We start from the raw sequence: 21981 nt of genomic DNA on the forward strand, positions 1-21981 counted from the left end.
AGGCACCACCCCGGGTCGGGACGCTCCACCCCTGACCCACGGCGCCGGGAGCGATTCGCTGGAGACCACAGGTTCCCACCCCCCTTCCGAGCAGCCAGGAGTCCCGATGTCCAACCCCCTCGCCCAGCTACCGACCCGCGCAGCGCGGTGGAGCGCCACTCATCCGTGGCGTGCCATCGGCGCCTGGTTCCTCCTCGTCGCCGTCGCCGTCGGCCTCGCCATGACCGTGTCGACCAACGAGGTCAAGGACGCCGACTACCGGATCGGTGAGTCCGGCCGCGCCGAAGCGCTGCTCGACAGTGCCGGCCTCGACCACCCGCCGACCGAGAACGTCCTCATCACCTCGAAGTCCGGGGACCTGGATGGCGCCGATGCCCGGGCTGCAGCCGCCGAGGTCGCCGCATCCATGGCCGACGTGAAGGGCGTCGTCGGCGTCGGGGACGCCATCGCGAGCGAGGACGGCAGTGCTCTGCTCGTGCCGGTCGAGCTCACCTCCGACGAGATCGACGCCGAGCCGTTGCTCGATGCGACGGCCGCCGTACAGAAGGCGCATCCGGATCTCGTCGTCGAACAGGCCGGCGACGTCACCATCGACGAAGCCATCAACGAACGGGTCGCCGAGGACCTGCACTCCGCCGAGTTCATCAGCCTGCCGATCACGCTGGTCCTGATGCTGCTGGCCTTCGGAGCGCTGATCGCCGCTGGACTGCCGGTCCTGCTGGCCGCGACGAGTGTCGCCGCCACCATCGGCATCAGTGCACCGGTGTCGCTGCTCGTGCCCGCAGAGCCGACGGTGACCAGCATGATCGTGCTGATCGGCATGGCCGTCGGCGTCGACTACTCGCTCTTCTACCTCAAGCGCGAACGCCAGGAACGTGCCGCCGGACGCTCGACCCTCGACGCCGTCGCAATCGCAGCGGAGACCTCGGGCCACGCCATCCTCGTGTCCGGTGGCGCCGTGATCGCCGCACTGGCGGGGCTCTTCGTGCTCACCGACGTCACCTTCAACTCCCTCGCCACCGGCTCGATCATCGTCGTCGCCGTCGCCGTCCTCGGCTCCATCACGGTGCTCCCGGCGCTGCTCGCCAAGCTCGGCCGCTGGGTCGACCGGCCTCGCGTGCCGCTGCTCTGGCGCCTCACCCGTCGTACGACGACCGGCTCCATCAGCGGACGCCTGCTCGGCCCCGTGGTTCGTCACCCCGTCGCCGCCCTGGTCGTGGCCACGGTCGGCATCATCGCGCTCGCCGTACCGGCGCTGTCGATGAAGACGCACCAGGCCACACCCGAGACCCTGCCCGGCGACATCCCCGCGGTGCAGACCTTCCGCGCCATCACGAAGGCCTACCCGAGCGAAGGGACGTCGGCGCAGGTCGTTGTCACCGGCGCCGACCCTGCTGCCGCGAAGGCTGCACTGGAAGGGCTGCGCGACGAGGCCGGCGGCTTCGACGACTTCGCCATCGCCGGCGCGCAGGTCCAGGCCTCCGCCGATGGCAACACGTCGGTGCTCGACCTGCCGATGCCCTACGAGGAGTCCGATGACCGTGCAGGTGCCGCGATCGAGCGGTTGCGGACCGACCTGGTTCCGGCCGCGCTCGATGACCTCACCGGTGCGGAGCACGCCGTCGGCGGCAGCGCTGCCGAAGCGCTCGACAGCGCGGAGAAGCAGTCGGCGCGGATGCCGTTCCTGCTCGGGTTCGTGCTGCTGTTGACGATGGTGATGATGATCGCCGCGTTCCGCAGCGTGCTGCTCGGCGTGGTGTCGACGGTGCTCAACCTGGCGTCCGTGGGCGTCGCGTTCGGCATCCTCGCGATCGTCGTCCAGCACGGCGTCGGTGAGTCGCTGCTCGACTTCACCAGCCCCGGCTTCGTGATCGACTGGATCCCCGTATTCGTGCTGGTGGTGCTGGTCGGCCTGTCGATGGACTACCACGTGTTCGCGCTCAGCCGGATCCGCGAACTCATCGACTCCGGTCTGTCCGCCAGGGACGCCGTGCATCGCGGCATCGCCGACACCGCCGGTGTGATCACCAGTGCTGCGGCGGTGATGGTGTCGGTGTTCGCGATCTTCGCGACCCTGTCGATGATGGAGATGAAGATGATGGGCGTCGGCCTCTCGGCCGCGATCCTCATCGACGCAACGGTCATCCGCCTGGTCGTGCTGCCCGCGATCCTGGTCCTGCTCGGGGACCGGGCCTGGCCGAAGCGTCGTACGCCGGTCGCTGCTGCTGCGGAGGACCTGCCGCCCACGTCGTGGGAATCGCAGAACGGCGTACTGGTGCCGACCGGACGCTGACCGCACGCCGGCCCGGTGGTTGAGGTGCGAGCGAAAGCGAGCCTCGAAACCCCCGGGTCGGCAGCACTTGTTTCAATGGGCCGGTGCTGCACTCCTTCCACCTGGCCGAGCTCCCGCCCCGCACCACGAGCCGGGCGCTGCTGCGTCCGCCCCGCGCGGGCGTCGTACCCGGTATGAAGCACGCGGAGACCCTCGCGATGATGCGGCTCGGCTCGCCGACGGTGTCGCTGGAGCGGATGCAGTTGCGGCGGCTCGCGGTGTTCTGCGCCTGGGAGGACGAGGCCGCGCTCGAGGCCTTCCTGGCGACCCAGCCGCTCGGTCAGCAACTCGCCACCGGCTGGCACGTGCGCCTGCAGTTCCTGCGGAGGTACGGCGAAGTGGCCGCCCTCGCGCCGCTTCCCCAGAAGGCCGGCGACTGGGACCCGGAGGAGCCGATCGTCGCGGTCACCCTGGCCCGACTCCGGCTCCGGGAGATGCCTCGCTTCCTGTCCTGGGGCAAGCCCGTCGAGCGCCTCGTCGCCGGTCACCCGGCCGCGGTGTTCTCCACCGCTGCGATGCGCCCGCCGCACACGTTCTCGACATTCTCGATCTGGCGCACCGTGCGGGAGATGACCGAGATGGTGCACGGGCGCAGCGAGGGCGTCGGCGAACAGCCCGCCCACACCGTCGCGATGGCCGAGCAGCGCCGGCGCGAGTTCCACCACGAATCGGCGTTCATGCGGTTCCGCCCGCTGTCCGAGCACGGGACCTGGCAGGGGCGGACGCTGCTGCCCTGAGTCACATCCGTACGCCGTCGTGGCTATCCCTCTGCCGTCGACGCGCGCGCCCGCAAATGCGCCAGGACGGCCAGCACCCGCCGGTGGGTCGTGGCGCTCATTTCCAGCTCGAGCTTGGTGAAGATCCGGCTCGTGTGGGTCTCGACCGTGCGGACGTTGGAGTCGAGGAGTTCGGCGATCGTGGCGTTCGAATGTCCCTCCGCCACCAGGGTGAGGACCTCGCGCTCCTTGACGGTCAGTCGCGTCACCGGGTCCGCTCGTCGCGGCGTCTCCAGGACCCTGCGTACGACGTCCGGGTCGACCACGGTCCCGCCGTCAGCGACGCGCACCAGGGCATCGACCAGGTCCGAGGGCTTCGCGATGCGCTCCTTGAGCAGGTAGCCGACCCCGCGTTGCCCACCTGTGAGCAGGTCCAGGGCGTGATGGGTCTCGACGTACTGCGACAGCACCAGGACACCCACGTGCGGGTGGGTGCGCTTGAGCTCGACAGCGGCATCGAGGCCCTCGGTGGTGTGCGTCGGCGGCATCCGTACGTCGAGGATCACCACGTCCGGTTTGATCTCCTCCACGGTGGCGAGAAGGTCGGTGGCGTCCTCCAGTTGAGCGGCGACGTCGAGGCCTTCTTCGCGGAGCAGACGGGCGATTCCTTCGCGGACAAGAGCCGCGTCATCGACCAGGACCACCCGAATTGCCTGCACAGACGAATTATGGACCCCCGGAAGCGGTGGCGCAGCGGCTTCGGGCAGAGCAGTCTGGTCACCGTGGTGGTCTCGTGGTCACGGAAATGGGGACGCGGCGACCGACGGGCCGCACAGCGACTGGTCGGCCTGGTCGCCGACCTGCAGACGGTCGGCCCGGGAGACACCCTCCGCAACGCCCTGCGGGTGTCGCTCGGTGACCCCGGCCTCGACATCGCCTACATCCGCGTCGGCAGCGGCGGATGGATCGACGAGCGCGGCCAGTCGATGACCGCTCCCGTCACCATCGACGGGCGCGCGGTGACGCCGATCGACCGTGGCGGGAAGCCGATCGCCGCGCTGATCCACGACCCGTCGCTGCTCCGCAGTCCCGGCCGACTGAAGGCGGCCGTCGACGCCGCAGCCCTGGCCTTCGAGAACGAGCAGCAACGAGCCGACCTCCGCGCCGAGGTCGCCGACCTGCGTGCCTCCCACGCGCGCATCCTGGAGGCCGTCGACCTCGAGCGTCGACGGACCGAGCGGAACCTGCACGACGGCGCCCAGCAACGCCTCGTCGGTGTCGCCCTGATGCTGCGACTGGCCGGGAACAGGTCCGCCGCCGACGCCGCCCTGGCAGCGATCCTCACGAATGCCGCGGGAGAGCTCGACGGCGCGATTGCCGAGTTGCGCGAGCTCGCCCGGGGCATGCACCCCGCGATCTTCGCCGCCACCGGCCTCCTCGGCGCCCTCGAGTCCCTGGCCGAGCGGCCGGGCCTGCCGGTCGAGCTCCGCGTCGACGTACCCGCTCCTCTTCCGAACCTGGTCGAAGTGGCGGCCTACTACGTCGTGGCGGAGGCGCTCGCCAACGCCACGAAGCACGCCGACGCCACCCACGCGGTGGTCCACGCCACCCTGACCGCCCAGGGCCTGCGCGTCGCAGTCACCGATGACGGCCGCGGTGGGGCCACGACAGCCCCCGGCTCCGGCCTCGAAGGCCTGTCCGACCGGGTGTCGGCCCTCGGCGGGCGCCTGGAGATCGACAGCCGCACAGGCGAGGGCACCACGATCAGCGCCTGCCTCCCCCTCGCCGAACGCGTCGTCGCCGCCCGCGACCCGTACAGCCTGACCGCCCTGCGCTGGGTCGGTTGGGAGATGTACGAACTCCCCGCCGAGAGCTATGACCAGCTCACCCACGAGGACCAACGGTCCTGGGTCCGCGCGATGTTCGCCGCAGCCGGCGGCGTCAGCCACATCACGCCGCGGCAACGTGAGTGGGCGGTCGGCTTCGAAGCTGCCGCCGGTGCCGCACCCTGGGTGCTCGAGGACCTGCGTACCTACGCCGTCGACGAGACCATCGAGACCACGCTGGCCCTGCCCGGCATGGCGTCCGGCGGGCGCGGCGTCCTCTACTGCACCCTGCGCATGTGTACGGCGGACGGCGACCTCACTGCCGACGAACTCGGCCGCATCACCCGCACTGCCGACGACCTCGGGCTGAGCAGCCTGCTCCCCGACCTGCGGCGGATGGTCGACCAGGAGCGGATGCTTCAGGACCAGCGCTTCGAGATGCTGGTGGCACCGGCCCTGGCCGACGTACCTTCCGGGCCTCGCTGACCGCAGTCGCCGTCGCCGTTCGGCAACGAAACCACCGGTCGGCCGCTTACGCTTCTCCGGTGAAACGCCTTCTCGGGGCCCTGCTCGCGCTGACCCTCTTCTCCCTCCTGGCCCTCGTCGCACCAGCACGAGCTGCCGAGACAACGGCTGCCGTCATCACCGGAACCGTGACGTCGTCCAGCGACGGCGCACCGATCGCCGGGGTCAGGGCACTTCTGTACAGCGACAGCGGACAACTCCGAGTAGTCAACGCTGACACCGATGGGCATTTCCAGTTCGTCCCGTCCGCGCCGGGTGGCTACCGCATTCGCTTCGAGTCGAAGAACACCATCACGAAGTGGTACGACGGCGACGAAGTGTCGGGCAGCGTCCTCACCGTCGGCGACTCCGGCACGGTCGATGCGTCAACGACCCTGAGCCCGGCCGGCGTCGTGCGCGGCGCGTACACCGGCCCCGACCCGACCGGTGTCTCCATCAGGGTCGCCGGGACCTGGGAGTCGTTGTTCCCGGCCTTCACCGTCGGCGGCGGCGAGTTCACCGCGAAGGTCACCACCGAACGGCCCATCGTCGTCGGGCTCACGCGCGCACTCTCCCCCCTCAACGTCATCGCGCGATTCAACGGCAACAAGTACCACTGGACGCACGCCCCTGAGCTGCAGGTGGCTGGCGGCACCGAACTCTCGGACATTGCCATCGATCTGCAACCGACCGCGATCGTCACCGGGCAGATCACCAACGTCAGCGGTGCAGGCATCAGCGCCGACGTACGGATGATCCTCATCGAGGACGGCGAACGAATTGATCTCGGTGGCTACGTCCGCACCTGGTCCGACGATCTCGACGGCCAGTTCTCCATGGTGGTTCCGGCCACCACGCTGACCCTGAAGGCCATCGGGAGAGTCGTCACGGACGGATATGAGACGCGGTGGCTCGGGGAAGCGACGGACGTCTCGTCCGCCACGGTGATCGCGCCCACCGAGGGACAGACCCTCTCGGGCAACGACATCAACCAGCCCGGTGGAAAGACGCTCTCGGGCGTCGTCCTCGACCCCGCAGGCGACCCCGTGCCCGGAGTCGACGTGACTGCCTACGGTGGCCACACCGATGTGGTCAAGGGGTCCGCAGTCTCCGCGAACGACGGGACCTGGTCGATCCCCGGTCTGGGGTTGGGCTCCACGATGGGCATCACGTTGCGCTACACCAGCGACCGGACCACGACGGTCTGGTATCCCAACCAGCCCACGCAGATCAGTGCCCGCGACGCGGTCGAACTCTTCTTGCCGCATCCCGACGAGTTGGCCATCCAGGCGGTCACGCACCTGCCCGAGTACAGGCTGGCGGCCAGCAGCCTCCCCACGATCGAAGGTCCCCCGGTCGCCGGTCTGCCCGTAAGCGCCCGCTCCGCCTCGGTCACCCCGACGCCCGACACCTCCCGCTATGAGTGGCTGTGCAACGGCGTCCCACTCGGCCTGACGGGCGAGGTCGTCGTACTCCCAGCCACCGCCGCGGGTTGCTCGCTCAAGGTCCGCCAGGTGGCGAGCCTGGCCGGCCACCAGTCCGCGATCGTGACCTCGCTGACCACCACGGTGGCGAGCCCGCAATCCACCAACGGCGCCGCCGTCCTCGGTAGCCGAGTCGCAGGTTCGGTGCTCACCCTGAGGGCGCCGATCTGGAACTTCACACCGGACCAGGTCACCTACCGGTGGTACCGCAGCGGCGTGCCGATCACCGGTGCCACCGGTGCGTCGTACCGCCTGGTCCCCGCCGACGTCGCCGACTTCATCACCGTCAAGGTGACCGCGGTCGACACCCGGAACGGCATCAGCGCGTCCGCCACGTCACTGCGAATGACGAAGATCAAGGCCCGAACCAGGCTGGAGGCTTCGTGGGTCGGCGATCGCAAGTACCTCAACGCGGTCCTCAAGATCCGGGTCCTCACCCCGGGGCTGAGCAGACCCGGCGGCGGGTACTACACGATCAGGTACCCCAACTACGCCTATCGGGGCGTCGCGATCCGGGAGCTGATCAGGCATTCGGTCACCGCCAAGCGGCGGGGCTGGGTGACCGTGCGGTTCAACTACGCCGGATCCCAGCTCGACACTGCCGCGTCCACGTCGATTCGCGTCTACGTCCGTTGACCAAATGACGAAAGCCCCGGTCTCTCGACCGGGGCTTTCGCTGCACGTGCGCGAGGGGGGATTTGAACCCCCACGCCCTTTCGGACACTGCGACCTGAACGCAGCGCGTCTGCCGTTCCGCCACTCGCGCGTGAAGCGTCGGCAAGGTTATCCCAGTCCCCGCCACTCGCCCAAAACCGGGTGCCGCACCCCGACAGGCGCTTTCCCCGCGCTGGGCACGCACCTGGTGAGTGCGCAGCGCGGGGAAGGGACGAACCGCGGGGGTCCGGGACGATGTACCGGGCCCGGAAGGGTGCCACCGATACGATCGACAGACCCGTCAGGCGACCTCGGAAGGGAGGGCACCCCACGTGGGGGGACTGCAGCGTTTCGAACAACGCCTCGAGCAGGCGATCTCCGGCGCGTTCGCGCGCACCTTCCGGAGCGCCGTCCAGCCGGTCGAGATCGCGGCCGCTCTCCAGCGCGAGCTGGACAACAAGGCGCAGGTGCTCTCGCGGCACCGTCGACTGGTGCCCAACAGCTTCGCGGTCGAGTTGTCGACGGGCGACCTCGAGCGGCTCGGGCCCTACGACTCGACGCTGGCGACCGAGCTCACCGAACAGCTCACCGAGCACGCCGAACTGCAGTCCTATGTCTTCCCCGGCGCGATCCGGATCGTCTTCGAGGCGGCCGACGACCTCGGCACCGGGCGGTTCCGGGTCCGCAGCCAGGCCGAAGCCTCCGTGACCGGACACTCCCGTCGCGGCAGCACCCAGCGCACCCGCGCGGTCATCGAGGTCAACGGCACCCAGCACCCGCTGCAGGCGCCGGGACTGGTGGTCGGTCGCGGCAGCGAGGCCGACATCCGGATCAACGACCCCGGCGTGAGCCGGCGGCACGCGGAGTTCCTGATCACCACCCAGTCCGGCGACGGCTACGCGCCCGGCGAGGGGCCGCTCCTGATCGAGGTCCACGACATGGGCTCCACCAACGGCATCCGGGTCGACGGACAGAAGGTCGCCCGCGCGGTGCTGCGTGAGGGCTCCCGCGTCCAGATCGGTCACACTTCGCTCGTACTTCGACTGCTCGAGGAGGCGGCCGATGTCTGAGCTGACCCTGTTCCTGGTCCGGATCGCGTACCTCGCGATCCTCTGGATCTTCGTGCTCTCCGCGATCTCGGTGATCCGGTCCGACATGTTCGGTGCCCGCGTCCCTGCACCCGCCAGCCCCGGCAAGCAGCCCAAGCCGGCGAAGGCGCCCGCCGCTCGCCGCGGCCAGCCCAAGGAGGTCGCCGTCGTCCAGGGCGTCAACACCGGGATCGTCGCCGACCTCGCGCAGGCGCCCATCCTGATCGGGCGCGGCAACGACGCAGCCATCCGCCTCGACGACGACTACGTCTCCACCCGCCACGCTCGGATCGTGTCGTCCGGTGGGCAGTGGTACGTCGAGGACCTCGGCTCCACCAACGGCACGTACATCGGCAGCCAGCGGCTCACCCAGCCCGTCCCCGTGGGCCTCGGCTCGCAGATCCGGATCGGAAAGACCATCGTGGAGCTGAGGAAGTAGATGACCGAACCGACAGCACCGGACGGTCCCCCGCCTCCGCCTCCGCCCCCGGAGCCGACCTCCGACCGCCCCGTCGACCCGGACCCCATCTCGGGTCCGACGGTCGAGGGCGACACGATCCTTCCGCCGGTCCCGGCCGACACCGTCGACGTACCCATTCCCGCTCCGCGGCCGGCCCTGGCATTCAGCTACCACGCGGTCTCCGACGTGGGTCGGGTGCGCAAGGACAACCAGGACTCCGGGTACGCCGGCCCGTGGCTGCTCGCCGTCTGTGATGGCGTCGGTGGCGCGGCCCGCGGTGACATCGCCTCCAGCACGGCCATCAACGAGCTGCGCCAGCTCGACGAGGCGCCCGGTTCGGTCGACCTGATCGAACGGATCAACGACGGCCTCGAAGAGGCGCACGTGTCCATCGGCGCCCAGGTCGACCACGACGCCTCGCTCAACGGCACGAGTACGACGGTCACCGTCGGGCTGTTCGACGGTGCCCGGCTCGCGCTGGGTCATGTCGGCGACTCGCGTGCCTATCTCTACCGCGACGGCGAGCTGTCCCAGCTCACCAGCGACCACACCTTCGTGCAGAGCCTGATCGACGAGGGCCGGATCACCGAGGAGGAGGCGCGGGTCCACCCGCACCGCAACCTCATCCTCAAGGCCCTCGACGGCCTGCACGACGTCGAACCGGACCTGTTCACGCTCGAACTCGTCGCGGGCGACCGCCTGTTCTTCTGCAGTGACGGTGCGTGCGGTGTCCTCGACGACCTGCGGATCACCGAGATCCTGGCGGACGGCACCCCCGAGTTCTCCGCAGTCGAGATGGTCCGCGCCAGCCTCGAGGCCGGCAGTTCCGACAACGTGACCTGCGTGGTCGCCGACGTCCATCTCGCCCCGAACCCGGGCGACACGGCCGTCGTACCCCCGGAGCCGCAGATCGTCGGCGCCGCCGCCGAACTGAAGCAGCGGCGTCCGCGCGCGTTGTTCCGTGGCCACCGTTCCGGCGACACCGGCGAGCTCGAGCCGATCGACGAGGAGATCCCGCCCGGCGTCGACCACGCCATCCGCGCCGACCCGCCGCCGGACCCCGAGGCCGTTCGCTACGCCCTGCAGCCCCCGCCGCGGTTCACGTGGGCGCGGCGCCTGCTCGCGCTCGCCGTCCTGCTCGGCCTGGTCTGGGTGGTCCTCGGTACGGCGTACTGGTGGAGCCAGCGGCAGTACTACATCGGCGAGGAGAAGGGTGAGGTCGTGCTCTTCCAGGGCGTCGACGTCCCCGGCCTGTCCGACGTGGTCTGGCGCCCCGGCCTGTCCTTCGACGACCTCAGCCAGGCCGACAAGAGCGCCGTCGACGGTCGCCTGAACTACGACAACTACGAAGAGGCCGTCAAGAAGCTGCGGCAGCTCGGCGACGAAACCGACGAGACACCGACCGACGAGACACCGACCGAGGAGCCCTCCGTCACGCCCCCGACGTCCGCCACCACGTCCACGTCCACGCCCGCGCCCACCCCGCCCTCCGGCGAGGCGAGCGACTTCGGCAGCCCGGCCGACGGCTCCTGAGCGAACCGACGGCACTGACATGGCCACCAACTCAGCCCTGATGGGCTTCGTGCACCGCCGGCGGCGGGGCGCGGAGCTCTTCTTGCTGATCCTCGCGCTGCTCGTCGGCGTCGGCGCGTACGCCGCCGTCGGGCTCGGTGTCGACGGCGAGGTCCCGACGAACCTGATCGGGTACGGCGGCTGGTTGACCCTGCTCGTCGTCGCGGCCCACGTCGCGGTGCGCCGCGTGGCGCCGTACGCCGACCCGGTGCTGCTGCCCGTCGTGGCCGCCCTCAACGGCCTGGGTCTGGCGATCATCCACCGCCTCGACCTCGCCAAGGAGACCGCGCTGGCCAGCCAGCAGCTGACCTGGATGACGTTGGGTGTCGTGCTGTTCATCGGCACCCTGGTGGTGCTGCCCGACCACCGGCTGCTCGCCCGCTTCACCTACACCTCGGGCCTCGCGGCGATCGGGCTGCTGATCCTGCCGATGCTCCCGGTGCTCGGCACCGAGATCAACGGCGCCCGGATCTGGATCTCCGTGGGCCCGTTCAGCTTCCAGCCGGGCGAGATCGCGAAGCTGCTGCTCGTCATCACCTTCGCCGGCTACCTCGTCGTCCACCGCGACGCGCTCGCGCTGGCCGGGCGCCGGGTGCTGTTCCTGGACCTGCCCCGCGGGCGCGACCTCGGGCCGATCCTGATGATGTGGATCGTCAGCCTCGGCATCCTGATCCTGCAGCGCGACCTCGGTTCCAGCCTGCTGTTCTTCGGCCTCTTCCTCGTCATGTTGTACGTCGCCACCGAGCGCCCCGGCTGGATCGTGGTCGGCGCACTGATGTTCTTCAGCGGCGCGGCCGTCGCGGTGCGGATCTTCAGCCACGTGCAGAACCGGGTCGACATCTGGCTCGACCCGTTCGCCGACCCGAGCGGCAGCGGCTACCAGCTGGTGCAGGCGCTCTACGGGTTCGCGTGGGGCGGCCTGGTCGGTCGCGGCCTCGGTGAGGGCATGCCCGAGCGGGTGCCGTATGCCGAGTCCGACTTCATCCTCGCTGCGATCGGCGAAGAGCTCGGCCTGACCGCCGTCATGGCCGTCCTGCTGCTCTACGGACTCGTCGTCGAGCGCGCCCTGCGCGCCGCCCTGATCTCGCGCGACGGCTTCGGCAAGCTGGTCGCCACCGGCCTGGCAGCCGTGTTCGCGCTGCAGATCTTCGTGGTCATCGGCGGCGTCACCCGACTGATCCCGCTCACCGGCCTCACCACACCGTTCCTGTCGTACGGCGGCTCGTCCCTGGTCGCGAACTGGGTGATCATCGCGATCCTGCTGCGCATCTCCGACCAGGCCCGCCGTCCGGTGCCTGACCTCAACGAGCAGCAGGACGACCCGGACGAGCAGCAGACCCAGATCGTGAAGGTGGTGCCGTCATGAACAAGCCGATCCGCGCGGTCTCCATCTTCTGCATGTTCTTGTTCCTCGCCCTGATGGCGAATGTGACGTTCCTGCAGTTCTGGCGGGCCGATGAGTACAACACCGACCCGAAGAACTCCCGGGTCGCCGCGGCCGCGTTCAGCCGTGAGCGCGGCCTGATCCTGGTCGGCGAGGAGCCGATTGCCCGCAGCGAACCGGTCGACGACCAGTACAAGTACCTCCGGGTCTATCCCGAGAAGCAGCTGTACGCGCCCGTCACCGGCTACCTCCAGCTCGGCAGCCAGACCGGCATCGAGCGCAGCCAGAACGAAGTGCTCTCCGGCGAGGACCCGCGACTGTTCGTCAACCGGCTCGTCGACCTGCTCAAGGGCGACACCAACCAGGGCGGCAACGTCCTGCTGACCCTCGACCCCGCCGCGCAACGCGCCGCCTACACGACGCTGCGCGACACCGTCGGACCCGAAGGGGAAGGCGCGGTCGTGGCGATCGAGCCGAAGACCGGTCGGATCCTCGCGATGGTGTCCTTCCCGTCGTACGACCCGAACCGGCTGGCCTCCCACGACCGGGAGAAGCGCGAGACGGCGTACGACAGCCTCGACAGCAACAAGCGCCAGCCGCTGCTGAACCGGGCGATCCAGACCCGGCTGTTCCCCGGCTCGACGTTCAAGGTGGTCACCGCCGCGGCCGCGATCGAGAACGGTCTCTACAACGCCGACGACGAGGTGCCCGCGGGTGCGACCTGGCAGGCGCCCGGCACCACCGGCTCGCAGAACGTGATCGACAACGAGGGGCGCGCCGGGTGCAGCCCGGCGAAGATCTCCTTCTCGAAGGCGATGGAGGACTCCTGCAACACCGCCTTCGCGAAGATGGCGGTCGAGGTCGGGCCGGAGAAACTGCGCGAGCAGGCAGAGGCGTTCGGCTTCAACAGCGACTATCTGCTGGACCTCGGCCCGCAGGCGCGTTCGGTGTTCCCCGAGGAGGTCGTCGACACCATCGACGACGTCCAGCAGGACCCGCGCGAGCTCAACGACGCCGAGACGGCACGCTCGGGCTTCGGCCAGTTCTCGGTCCAGTCGACGCCCCTGCAGATGGCGATGGTGGTCTCGGCGATCGCCAACCGCGGCGCGCTGATGCGGCCCTACCTCGTCGACGAGGTGCAGACCGCAACGTTCGACGTCCTGGAGACCACCGAGCCGGAGACCCTCCGCGACGCGATCTCGCCCCAGACCGCCGACCAGCTCACGGACCTGCTGGTCGCGACCGTCGACGACGGCACCGCGTCACCCGCCGCCATCGACGGCGTCAGCGTCGCGGGCAAGACGGGCACCGCCCAGCGAGGTGTCGAAGGCAAAGCGCCCTACGGATGGTTTGTGTCGTTCGCGCCTGCGGAAGACGCTCAGGTCGCGGTGGCCGTGATGATCCAGGAAGCACCCGGCAAGCAGATCGCGGGCGGCCAGCTCGGCGGCCCGATCGCAAAGGCAGTGATGGAAGCGGTGTTGAAGAAGTGAACTCCGAGCAGAGGCAGTTCGCCGACCAGGCAGGTCGCTATCACCTCGACTCCGTGATCGCCACGGGTGGCATGGGCGTGGTGTGGCGCGGCACGGACACGCGCCTCAACCGTTCGGTCGCCGTGAAGGTGCTCAAGCCCGAGTACGCCGACGACCCCATGTTCCGCACCCGCTTCGAGGCCGAGGCGCGCAGTGCCGCGGCCCTGCACCACCCGGGCATCGCCGGTGTCTACGACTACGGCGCCGGCGAGGTCGACGGCAACCTGCCGCCGTACCTGGTCATGGAACTGGTCGACGGACAGCCGCTCTCGAACCTGCTCGCGACCGCGCGCGGCAACGACCGCACGCTCGACACTGCCGTGGTGCAGGACCTGATCGCCCAGACCGGCGACGCGCTGGCCGTGGCGCACCGGGCCGGGATCGTGCACCGCGACGTGAAGCCCGCGAACCTGCTGATCACCGCGGACCGCCGGGTCAAGATCACCGACTTCGGCATCGCGCGTGCGGCCGACGCCGTCGCGCTCACCCGCACCGGATCGGTGATGGGCACCCCGCAGTACCTCAGCCCCGAGCAGGCCCGCGGCAACCCGTCCACGCCCGCGTCCGACGTCTACTCGCTGGGCGTCGTCGCGTTCGAGTGCCTGACCGGTCGCCGTCCGTTCGACGCCGAGACCCCGGTCGCCACGGCCCTTGCGCACCTGCAGCAGCCCGTTCCTGCGCTGCCCTCGACGGTGCCTCCGGCGCTGGCCGCGATCGTCACGCGCGCCCTCTCGAAGGACCCCGCGGACCGCTACACGGACGGTGCGGCGTTCGCCGCCGCCGTACGCGGGGCCGACCTGGGTGCCGGTCCGGTTCCCGGGGCGTACCCGCCGCCCTCCGAGGGCGCCACCCAGGTGCTGCCGTCGGTCACCGGTCCGATCCCGCCGGCCACGCCGACGCACACCCCGATGCCGGTTCCGGTTCCCGGACAGCCGATCCGCCGCCTCGACGCGCCGGGTGCCTACGCCGGCTCCCAGGCGACCGAGCGTCAGGGACGTTCCCCGTGGCCCGCCGCGATCGCCGTGATCCTGCTGGTCATCGCTGCCGTCGTGGTGGCCGCGCTACTGCTCGGCCGCGACGGCGACGAGGACCCGGCCGCCGACGACACGACGTCCGAGGTGACCACCGAAGCCACCACGGAATCCTCCTCCAGCGAACCCACCACGGAGACCACCTCCGAGGAGGCCACCACGGTCCAGGTCGACGACACGCCGTACTCCTGCACCGCCGACTACCGCGACGCCGTGGCCCAGTTGCAGGACGACCGCCTCCAGGTCACCTGGGAGCAGGACTCCGCCGTCAACGACGGCACCTGCCCCGCCGACACCGTGAGCCGCTTCTCCACCAACGGCACCCTGAACGAGGGCGACCCGATCACCGTCTACTACTGGGGCCCGGTCGTCGAACCGACCGAGGAGACCACCCCGACCGACGAGACCACCGACCCGAGCAACCCGCTCACCGAGCTCCCAGGGGGTGAAGACGGATGACAACTCCCCCCACTGAACCCGGATCAGGTGGTCCCACGGTCGGCGGGCGTTACGAGCTCGCCGAACTCCTCGGCCGCGGCGGCATGGCGGAGGTCCGCAAGGGCACCGACACGCGGCTCGGCCGCGTCGTGGCCGTCAAGCGCCTGCGCACCGATCTCGCCAGCGACCCCACCTTCCAGGCCCGCTTCCGCCGCGAGGCGCAGTCGTCGGCTTCGCTGAACCACCCCTCGATCGTGTCCGTCTACGACACCGGTGAGGAACGCACCGTCGGTGGCGTCGACGACGGCGAGATCGTCCCCTACATCGTCATGGAGTACGTCGCCGGGCGCACCCTGCGCGACATTCTGCGCGAGGGCCGCAAGATCCTGCCCGAGCGCGCCCTGGAGATCACCAGCGGCGTGCTGTCCGCGCTGGACTACAGCCACCGCGCGGGGATCATCCACCGCGACATCAAGCCCGGCAACGTCATGCTCACCCCGTCCGGCGACGTGAAGGTGATGGACTTCGGCATCGCCCGCGCGATGAGCGATGCCCAGTCGTCGATGACCCAGACCGCTGCGGTCGTCGGTACGGCGCAGTACCTCTCCCCGGAGCAGGCGCGCGGCGAGACCGTCGACTCCCGCTCCGACGTGTACTCCGCGGGCTGCCTGCTCTACGAACTCCTCACTGGACGGCCGCCGTTCGTCGGCGACTCACCCGTGGCCGTCGCGTACCAGCACGTGCGGGAGCCCGCCGTACCCCCGTCGACGCACGAGGGTGACCTCACGCCGCAGATCGACGCGATCGTGATGAAGTCCCTCGCCAAGCGCGTCGAGGACCGCTACCAGTCCGCCGCTCAGATGCGCGCCGACATCGAGCGCTACCTCGCCGGCCGCCCGGTCCAGGCGGCCGTGGCCGACAGCACCGCCGTGGTGCCGGTCGTCTCCGGACCCGCCACCAGCGCGACCAGTACGGCCGACGCGCACCACGAGACCGCCGTCCGTTCGGCACTGCCACCGGTGCGGGACGACGACCGGCGCAGCCGGGTCGCGCTGTGGGTCGTGCTCGGTGTGCTGCTCCTCGCCCTGCTCGCCACGGCCGCCATCGTGTGGCCGAAGCTCTTCGACACCGAAGCTCCTGACGTGAAGGTGCCGTCGGTGATCGGCCTCGACAGCGACCTGGCCCGGGACCGGATCGGCGATGTCGGTCTGGCCATCGATGACCGCACCACCGAGTGCAGCGACGAATACCCCGAGGGTGGGCAGGTCATCAAGCAGGACCCGCTCGCCGAGCGCTACATCGAGCCGACCGGGACTGTCTTCCTGACCTTGTCCAGCGGACCCTGCGACTTCCCGCTTCCGCCCGTGACCGACCAGCCGTTCAAGGACGCGGTCAACGACCTGCTCGGTGTCGGCATCCTGCGCGCGAACATCAAGAAGACCGAGTGCAAGGAATCTGACGACCCGGCGGGCACGGTCGTCACCCAGACCCCCGACGCCGGCATGGCCGTCGACACCTCCGCCATCGTCGAACTCTGCGTGTCCGACGGTCCGGCCAAGGTGCCGAACGTCGTCGGTCGGACCCAGGCGGCGGCCGAGAAGGCGATCCGCGATGCCGGGTTCATCCCGGTCGTCAACAACGCGGCCGCCGACGACGCCACCCAGCCCAAGGGCCGGATCACCCGGATGGACCCCGTCGCGGGTGAACCGCTGCGCCAGGGCGACCGGGTCGTGCTCTACGTGTCGATCTACGAGAAGCCGCCCGAGCCGGTGGACACCGACGGCGACGGTCTCTCCGACGCAGACGAGGCGACGCGGGGCACCAACCCGGCCCTTGCCGACACCGACGGAGACGGCGTCAGCGACGGCCAGGAAGTCACCGACGGAACCGATCCGCTCAATCCGCTCTCGCCGCTGCCCGGCGGCGGGCCGGGCGGGCAACGCCCCCAGGCGGGCTGACCCAGCGGGCTGACCCAGCGGGCTAACGCAGCGGCCGGGCGTACTGCAGGTCGAGGACGGCGTCGTACGCCGGCGCGGTGACCAGGTCGGGTTCCTCGAGGGACCAGCCGATCTGGATCTCGGCGTTGTCGGCGTCCGATCGGTAACGGCTGACCAGTTCGTCGGTGTCGACGGACGCCAGTAGGGCGGTCTGGTCGCCGACGGCCTCGATGACGTAGGGCTGCGGGTACGGCACGCCGGCGAGCTGGACGACCGGTCCCTTGCACTTGATGCCGGTGGTGCTGATGACGCGCTGGCCGGCGATCGTGACGGCCCTCGCTCCGCCGTTCCACAGCGCGTTGACCACGGCCTGGATGTCCTGCTGGTGCACGACGAAACGGTTGAGGTTCAGTCGCTCCTCGCGCGGGAGGTCGCGATTGCGCTCGGCGGCCTCCTCGAGCAGGTCTTCGGGACCGTCGGCGAGCGTGATCCGCAGGCCCTCCCCGCGCCGGGGGGTGAAACCGGCCGGGTCGTTGAGTTCCTCGACCTTCGCACGGGCGCTGTCGACACCTTCGTCGCTGACGTTCGCGCCGAGCCGGTCGACCTCGGCCGAGAGCGTGTTGAACTTGTCCTCGACGCCCTGGTAGTCGGCGGCTTCACCTTCGACGAGACCAGCCAGATCGTTGTAGCGACCGGGCCGCAGGTCGGTGCCGTCGCTGTTCGTGGCCGACACCGCGAGCAGGCTGCCGCACAGCACCGCGACGGCAGGCGTGCCGATCCGCCAGGCCAACGAGCGGCCTGAGCGATGGCCCGTCGGACCTTCGGTGTGCGTACCCGTCATACTGACAGTGTCTACTACCCAAGTCCCAGAACGATCGAGGAGCCCTCCGTGGCCAAGTTGCCCCGCCTGTTGAAGAGCAAGGAACGCGACGTCCTCGCGCCCGACCGCGGTCCGCTGTTCACACTGCGGTTCGCGCTCGCCCTGCTGCTCATCGTCGGCGGCATCGCCTGGATCCTCTTCTACTACTTCGGCGTCCGCCCGACCGACGGCTTCGGCAGCATCAACGCCGACGGCAAGCCGAACCAGCCGACCGGCCCGTCGTTCCTCCAGGACCTCGAGGGCAAGAACTACCTGATCGGGTTCATCGCCCTGTTCCTCGGCCTGGCCATCTCGGCCCACCCGAAGACGCCGCTGGGCCGCGGCCGCGGTGTCGTGGTCGGCATGCTCGGTTGCTTCATCATCGGTCTGATCTGGATCTGCATCTTCTACATCTTCCTCACCGGCAACGACCCGAAGGACCTGGTGATCTTCAACGACCTCGGTCAGAAGAACCTGTTCGTCGGCATCGCCTTCATGGCCGTCGGCTTCACCTTCGCCACACGCTGGGAGTGATCCCCGCGCGAGCACGCGCATGACAAACGCCGGTGGACCGCAAGGTCCGCCGGCGTTTGTCGTTCCACAGGTTTCTCCCCAGATGTGGAGAACTACATCGGTGTGATTCATCCACAATGGTGGATAACCCTGTGGATGAAGGTCCCGTTCAGGCGTGGATCAGGACAGCGTGAGAGTGCGGACGAGCGTCGCCGCGATGAGCAGGACCCCGACGACGCTCAGGCCGAGCGCCTGCATTTGGGTACGACGACCCTTCGGCGCGTAGGCAATGACGGCCGCGATCAGGGCACCGCCGGCCAGCCCACCGAAGTGGCCCTGCCACGACACATTGGACAGCGTGAAGGTGAGGGCGATGTTGATGCCGATCCACAGCAGCAGTCCCTGCATCTGTCCGCCGACCTTGAGGCCGACGATGACCAGGGCACCCATCATCCCGAAGATCGCGCCGGAGGCGCCGACGGTGCTGCCGTGCTCGGCGGAGAGCCAGTAGACGGCCACCGAACCCGCGAGGCCCGAGAGCAGGTAGATGGCCAGGAAGCGCGTCCGGCCGAAGACCTGCTCCAGTTGGGGGCCGAGGACCCACAGGGCGAGCATGTTGAAGCCGAGGTGCCACGGTTCGACGTGGGTGAACATGCTGGTGAACAGCTGCCAGTACGCGCCGTCCTGGACGCCGAGCACCCACTGGGCGGTGGCGCCGCTGGTGCAGGTCGCCGCATCGTTGATGAACGGGTAGTACGAGCCGTCGCTCTCGCGACACGAACTCGCGGGCTGCAGGGCGAAGTACTCGTAGAGCCAGCTGCCGTAGCGGCCGGTGGCCATGATCGCGATCCAGATCGCGGCATTGATACCGATCAGGACCTGCGAGGTGAGCGCCGGGTTCGTGGAGCGCGCGCCGCCGTACGCGGCCGTGGCCTGACGAACGGACTTGCGGCCTTCAGCCACGCAGTCCGGGCACTGGAAACCGACGGCAGCGTCACGCATGCAGTCGGGACAGATGGATTTGTCGCAGCGCTGGCAGCGGATCCAGGACTCGCGGTCGGGGTGCCGGTAACAGGTCGGCACCCCGACCGGAGGGTTGGTCATGGAGCTCGGTCAGCCGACGATTTCGACGGACTCGATGACGATCGGCTCGACCGGCTTGTCGTTGCGACCGGTCGGGACGGCGGCGATGGCGTCGACGATGTCGCGGCCGGCCTGGTCGGCGACCTCACCGAAGATGGTGTGCTTGAAGTTCAGCCAGGTCGTCGCGCCAACGGTGATGAAGAACTGCGAGCCGTTGGTGCCCGGACCGGCGTTCGCCATCGCGAGCAGGTAGGGCTTGTCGAAGACGAGCTCGGGGTGCGGCTCGTCCTTGAACGTGTAGCCGGGACCGCCGGTGCCGGTGCCGAGGGGGCACCCGCCCTGGATCATGAAGCCCGGAATGATGCGGTGGAAGCCGAGGCCGTCGTAGAACGGGCCCGTCTTGCCGTTGCCGGCGTCGTACGCCTTCTCGCCCGTGGCGAGGCCGGTGAAGTTCGCGACCGTCTCCGGCGCGTGGTTCGGGAACAGGGTGACGTTGATGTCGCCCTTGTTCGTCTTCAGGATGGCCTGGTCTGCCATGAAATCCTCGTCTCGGTGATGGGTACGTCTTCGTGCGCGCTCGATCCTACGGGCACCCTGCTTGCGCGATGAGACATGCTGGGTCCTGCCCGCACAACCCCAACCCCAAGGAGTGCTCGGGATGAAGAAGTTGAAGACGCTCGTGCTGGTTGTCGCGCTGGGCGCGGTTGTCGCTGCGGTGGCCAAGAAGCTGCAGGGTGGCAGCGCCGGAGCAGCCCAGTGGCAGTCGGCTGAGCCGACCGCCTGACTGCTCGTCGGTGATGGCCGTCAGGCGGCCGGGCGCGTCTCACTGTTGAGAACCGTGGCCACCTGTCGGGCCATCACCTCCCGGGCGACGCTCACTGGCAGCGCCGAGCCCGGCCGCACCAACTCGGCACGCAAGCCCTCCGCGAGGCCCAGCAAGGTCACCTGCTGGTGATCGGACAGCGGTCGCCCCTCGGACGCACCGATGGCTTGGGCGAACACGTGGCGCTCGTCGTCACGCGACGCAGCGAGTAGCTCAGCCGGTACGAGATCGCCGACGAGGGCGCGTCCTCGCACAACTTCGTGCCAGGCAATCCAGACCGCGACACCCATGCGTTCGTGTTCCGTCTCGGGGAAGCGGAACTCCGGTATCTCGGGGTCGAGAACCATCAGCGACTCACGCACCCATGCGAACCATCGTTGCTCCAAGGCCACCGATGCCATGCGACACAAGGCCGCCGTCGCCGACAATGTCGAACGGATTCAACGACGCCGAGCGGAGGAATGGGCGTTCGTACGGTGAGCTGATCAATCGCATGCGGACGACGCTGACAGCCGGCGCCGACATCGAGACGGTCTGTCCACAGCGCCACCGCGAATCCAGCTGGGCACCACCCGCGCCGCAGGTTGATTGATATCAATCAACCTGCACACAGGCACCCTCCTCAGGAGGTGACGAGCTCGGGGTGCTCCTCGCGCAGCCGGTCAGCCACCCGGCGCTCGACCCAGAAGATCAGGCCGGGGATCAGGCCGGCGATCATCATCAGGCCGAACTGCGGCAGCGTCCAGCGCGCCTTCTGCGTCAGCACGAACGCCACGGCGACGTAGACCATGTAGATCCAGCCGTGCACCAGCCAGATCGGCGTCAGGTCGTCACCGAACTGCTGCAGGCCGCTGCCGTCCTCGAGCAGGTACTTCAGCACGGAGCCGATGGTGCCGATGACGAGAAGAACGCCGACCACGAGGGCGAGCACGCGGTAGGTGTTGAAGAGCTTGGTCACGGCTCCGAGCGTACGGCGTCGCGCACGTAGCGCCACCAGAGGAACCCCGCGAACGCGGCGAACACCCACCACTCGATCGCGTAGAGGATGTTGCGCAGGCCGGTGAACCGGCTGGCCGGCGGGAGCTGGTCCAGGGTGGCCGCAGTGACGCCGTCCGCCTGGTCGGCGGCCAACGGCTCCTCGGTGACGACGTAGGCCTCATAGAGGTCCTGGTCCTCGTCGAGGAGCTGGAGCAGGTCGGCGATCCGCAGCGCCGGGACGACGGCGTCCTTCGGGTCGTCGTCGGGCTCGCCGGCGGCCTCGGTGGGCTGGAGCCAGCCGAGGACGTCGACCTCGCCCGACGGGGGTGCCGGTAGGTCCTCGATGGCGGTGTCCGCAGGCACCCACCCGCGAACGACGGGTACGGCGGGCGCACCGAGCGCTCCCACGCTGATCGGGGTGACCAGCCAGCGACCGGGCTTGCCGTCGGCGCTCTCGCGGTCGGAGACAAGCACGGTGCCCTCGGCGAGGAAGGTGCCCCGCACCTCCACCGGTCGCCCGAGCCCGGCGGTCTGGAAGGGCTGGTCGGGACCCAGGACGTCCGTCAGCGGAACCGGTTCCGCCTCGGTCAGGTCGACCCGTTCGGCCGCGCGGCGCTCCTGCCAGGCGTCGTACTGCCACAGGCCCATGCCGGCCGCGAACGCAATGCAGACCAGGGCCAGCAGGTGGGCCCCCAGCAGACGTGGGCTCCAGGGGCGCACTCTCGACTCCGGGACCACACTTGGAAGCGTACTGGTCTTACCACTTGACC

General features: G+C 69.5%; 20 protein-coding genes and 1 tRNA gene. 13 read left to right on the forward strand and 8 right to left on the reverse strand.

Annotated elements, in window-relative coordinates; genetic code table 11:
- Positions 1 to 106: 106 nt before the first annotated feature.
- Entirely contained in the window at positions 107 to 2293 is a 2187-nt protein-coding gene (locus HRC28_RS02225; protein WP_182378553.1) for an MMPL family transporter, read from the forward strand.
- Positions 2294 to 2376: 83 nt separating this feature from the next.
- On the forward strand, positions 2377 to 3069 hold the full coding sequence (locus HRC28_RS02230) for a hypothetical protein (RefSeq protein ID WP_182378555.1): 693 nt from the start codon (positions 2377 to 2379) through the stop codon (positions 3067 to 3069).
- 23 nt (positions 3070 to 3092) lie between these two features.
- Here the strand turns inward: HRC28_RS02230 and HRC28_RS02235 are convergent, their stop codons facing one another.
- On the reverse strand, positions 3093 to 3767 hold the full coding sequence (locus HRC28_RS02235; protein ID WP_237111663.1) for a response regulator transcription factor: 675 nt from the start codon (positions 3765 to 3767) through the stop codon (positions 3093 to 3095).
- 9 nt (positions 3768 to 3776) lie between these two features.
- Between HRC28_RS02235 and HRC28_RS02240 the strand changes: the two genes are divergently transcribed.
- Together HRC28_RS02240 and HRC28_RS02245 are read left to right on the forward strand one after the other, a co-directional pair.
- Complete coding sequence (locus HRC28_RS02240) at positions 3777 to 5360, forward strand: histidine kinase (RefSeq protein ID WP_182378557.1); 1584 nt, start codon at positions 3777 to 3779, stop codon at positions 5358 to 5360.
- A gap of 59 nt (positions 5361 to 5419) precedes the next feature.
- Entirely contained in the window at positions 5420 to 7498 is a 2079-nt protein-coding gene (locus HRC28_RS02245) for a carboxypeptidase-like regulatory domain-containing protein (RefSeq protein WP_182378559.1), read from the forward strand.
- 47 nt (positions 7499 to 7545) lie between these two features.
- Here the strand turns inward: HRC28_RS02245 and HRC28_RS02250 are convergent.
- Positions 7546 to 7628: transfer RNA gene (locus HRC28_RS02250), tRNA-Leu, on the reverse strand.
- Positions 7629 to 7848: 220 nt separating this feature from the next.
- Here HRC28_RS02250 and HRC28_RS02255 point away from each other — a divergent pair.
- From HRC28_RS02255 to pknB, 7 genes are read left to right on the forward strand one after another with little or no spacing between them, the layout of a single operon-like run.
- Positions 7849 to 8586, forward strand: a complete 738-nt coding sequence (locus tag HRC28_RS02255) for a DUF3662 and FHA domain-containing protein (protein ID WP_182378561.1) — start codon at positions 7849 to 7851, stop codon at positions 8584 to 8586.
- Positions 8579 to 9043, forward strand: coding sequence for an FHA domain-containing protein (locus HRC28_RS02260; protein ID WP_182378563.1), 465 nt, complete (start codon positions 8579 to 8581; stop codon positions 9041 to 9043). Before HRC28_RS02255 ends, HRC28_RS02260 begins: the two co-directional genes overlap by 8 nt.
- Positions 9044 to 10597, forward strand: coding sequence for a protein phosphatase 2C domain-containing protein (locus HRC28_RS02265; RefSeq protein ID WP_182378565.1), 1554 nt, complete (start codon positions 9044 to 9046; stop codon positions 10595 to 10597).
- Positions 10598 to 10616: 19 nt separating this feature from the next.
- Positions 10617 to 12002, forward strand: a complete 1386-nt coding sequence (locus HRC28_RS02270; RefSeq protein WP_202033201.1) for an FtsW/RodA/SpoVE family cell cycle protein — start codon at positions 10617 to 10619, stop codon at positions 12000 to 12002.
- Positions 11999 to 13510, forward strand: a complete 1512-nt coding sequence (locus tag HRC28_RS02275) for a penicillin-binding protein 2 (RefSeq protein WP_182378567.1) — start codon at positions 11999 to 12001, stop codon at positions 13508 to 13510. The genes HRC28_RS02270 and HRC28_RS02275 overlap by 4 nt, the downstream gene beginning before the upstream one ends.
- Positions 13507 to 15039 (forward strand): serine/threonine-protein kinase, encoded by a 1533-nt coding sequence (locus tag HRC28_RS02280; protein ID WP_182378569.1) that lies wholly within the window; start codon positions 13507 to 13509, stop codon positions 15037 to 15039. The genes HRC28_RS02275 and HRC28_RS02280 overlap by 4 nt, the downstream gene beginning before the upstream one ends.
- Positions 15036 to 16976, forward strand: coding sequence for a Stk1 family PASTA domain-containing Ser/Thr kinase (pknB, locus tag HRC28_RS02285; protein ID WP_182378571.1), 1941 nt, complete (start codon positions 15036 to 15038; stop codon positions 16974 to 16976). The genes HRC28_RS02280 and pknB overlap by 4 nt, the downstream gene beginning before the upstream one ends.
- 22 nt (positions 16977 to 16998) lie before the next feature.
- Here the strand turns inward: pknB and HRC28_RS02290 are convergent, their stop codons facing one another.
- Positions 16999 to 17796 carry a DUF881 domain-containing protein gene (locus tag HRC28_RS02290; RefSeq protein WP_182378573.1) on the reverse strand — a complete coding sequence of 266 codons (798 nt, stop codon included), beginning with the start codon at positions 17794 to 17796 and terminating at the stop codon, positions 16999 to 17001.
- 48 nt (positions 17797 to 17844) lie between these two features.
- On the opposite strand from HRC28_RS02290, the gene HRC28_RS02295 reads away from it, so the two are divergent.
- Positions 17845 to 18348: a cell division protein CrgA gene (locus HRC28_RS02295; RefSeq protein ID WP_237111664.1), complete on the forward strand. Its 504-nt coding sequence runs from the start codon at positions 17845 to 17847 to the stop codon at positions 18346 to 18348.
- A gap of 159 nt (positions 18349 to 18507) precedes the next feature.
- Here the strand turns inward: HRC28_RS02295 and HRC28_RS02300 are convergent, their stop codons facing one another.
- Together HRC28_RS02300 and HRC28_RS02305 are read right to left on the reverse strand one after the other, a co-directional pair.
- The gene (locus tag HRC28_RS02300) at positions 18508 to 19431 is read right to left on the reverse strand and encodes a rhomboid family intramembrane serine protease (RefSeq protein ID WP_237111665.1); all 924 of its coding nucleotides are present in this window, start codon (positions 19429 to 19431) and stop codon (positions 18508 to 18510) included.
- A 9-nt stretch (positions 19432 to 19440) separates the two neighbouring features.
- Positions 19441 to 19947 (reverse strand): peptidylprolyl isomerase, encoded by a 507-nt coding sequence (locus HRC28_RS02305; RefSeq protein WP_182378577.1) that lies wholly within the window; start codon positions 19945 to 19947, stop codon positions 19441 to 19443.
- A gap of 121 nt (positions 19948 to 20068) precedes the next feature.
- On the opposite strand from HRC28_RS02305, the gene HRC28_RS25545 reads away from it, so the two are divergent.
- The gene (locus HRC28_RS25545) at positions 20069 to 20194 is read left to right on the forward strand and encodes a hypothetical protein (RefSeq protein WP_272902659.1); all 126 of its coding nucleotides are present in this window, start codon (positions 20069 to 20071) and stop codon (positions 20192 to 20194) included.
- Positions 20195 to 20214: 20 nt separating this feature from the next.
- Here the strand turns inward: HRC28_RS25545 and HRC28_RS02310 are convergent, their stop codons facing one another.
- The 3 genes from HRC28_RS02310 to HRC28_RS02320 all read right to left on the reverse strand — a co-directional run bounded on the left by HRC28_RS02310 (position 20215) and on the right by HRC28_RS02320 (position 21931).
- A complete protein-coding gene (locus tag HRC28_RS02310; RefSeq protein ID WP_182378579.1) occupies positions 20215 to 20595 on the reverse strand; it encodes a hypothetical protein in 381 nt (126 codons plus the stop codon).
- A 260-nt stretch (positions 20596 to 20855) separates the two neighbouring features.
- Entirely contained in the window at positions 20856 to 21191 is a 336-nt protein-coding gene (locus HRC28_RS02315; protein ID WP_182378581.1) for a DUF3817 domain-containing protein, read from the reverse strand.
- On the reverse strand, positions 21188 to 21931 hold the full coding sequence (locus HRC28_RS02320) for an SURF1 family protein (RefSeq protein WP_182378583.1): 744 nt from the start codon (positions 21929 to 21931) through the stop codon (positions 21188 to 21190). Before HRC28_RS02320 ends, HRC28_RS02315 begins: the two co-directional genes overlap by 4 nt.
- Positions 21932 to 21981 lie beyond the last annotated feature (50 nt).

Origin of the sequence: Nocardioides sp. WS12, from assembly GCF_014108865.1 — a bacterium.
In the GTDB taxonomy this organism is placed as follows: Bacteria; Actinomycetota; Actinomycetes; order Propionibacteriales; family Nocardioidaceae; genus Nocardioides.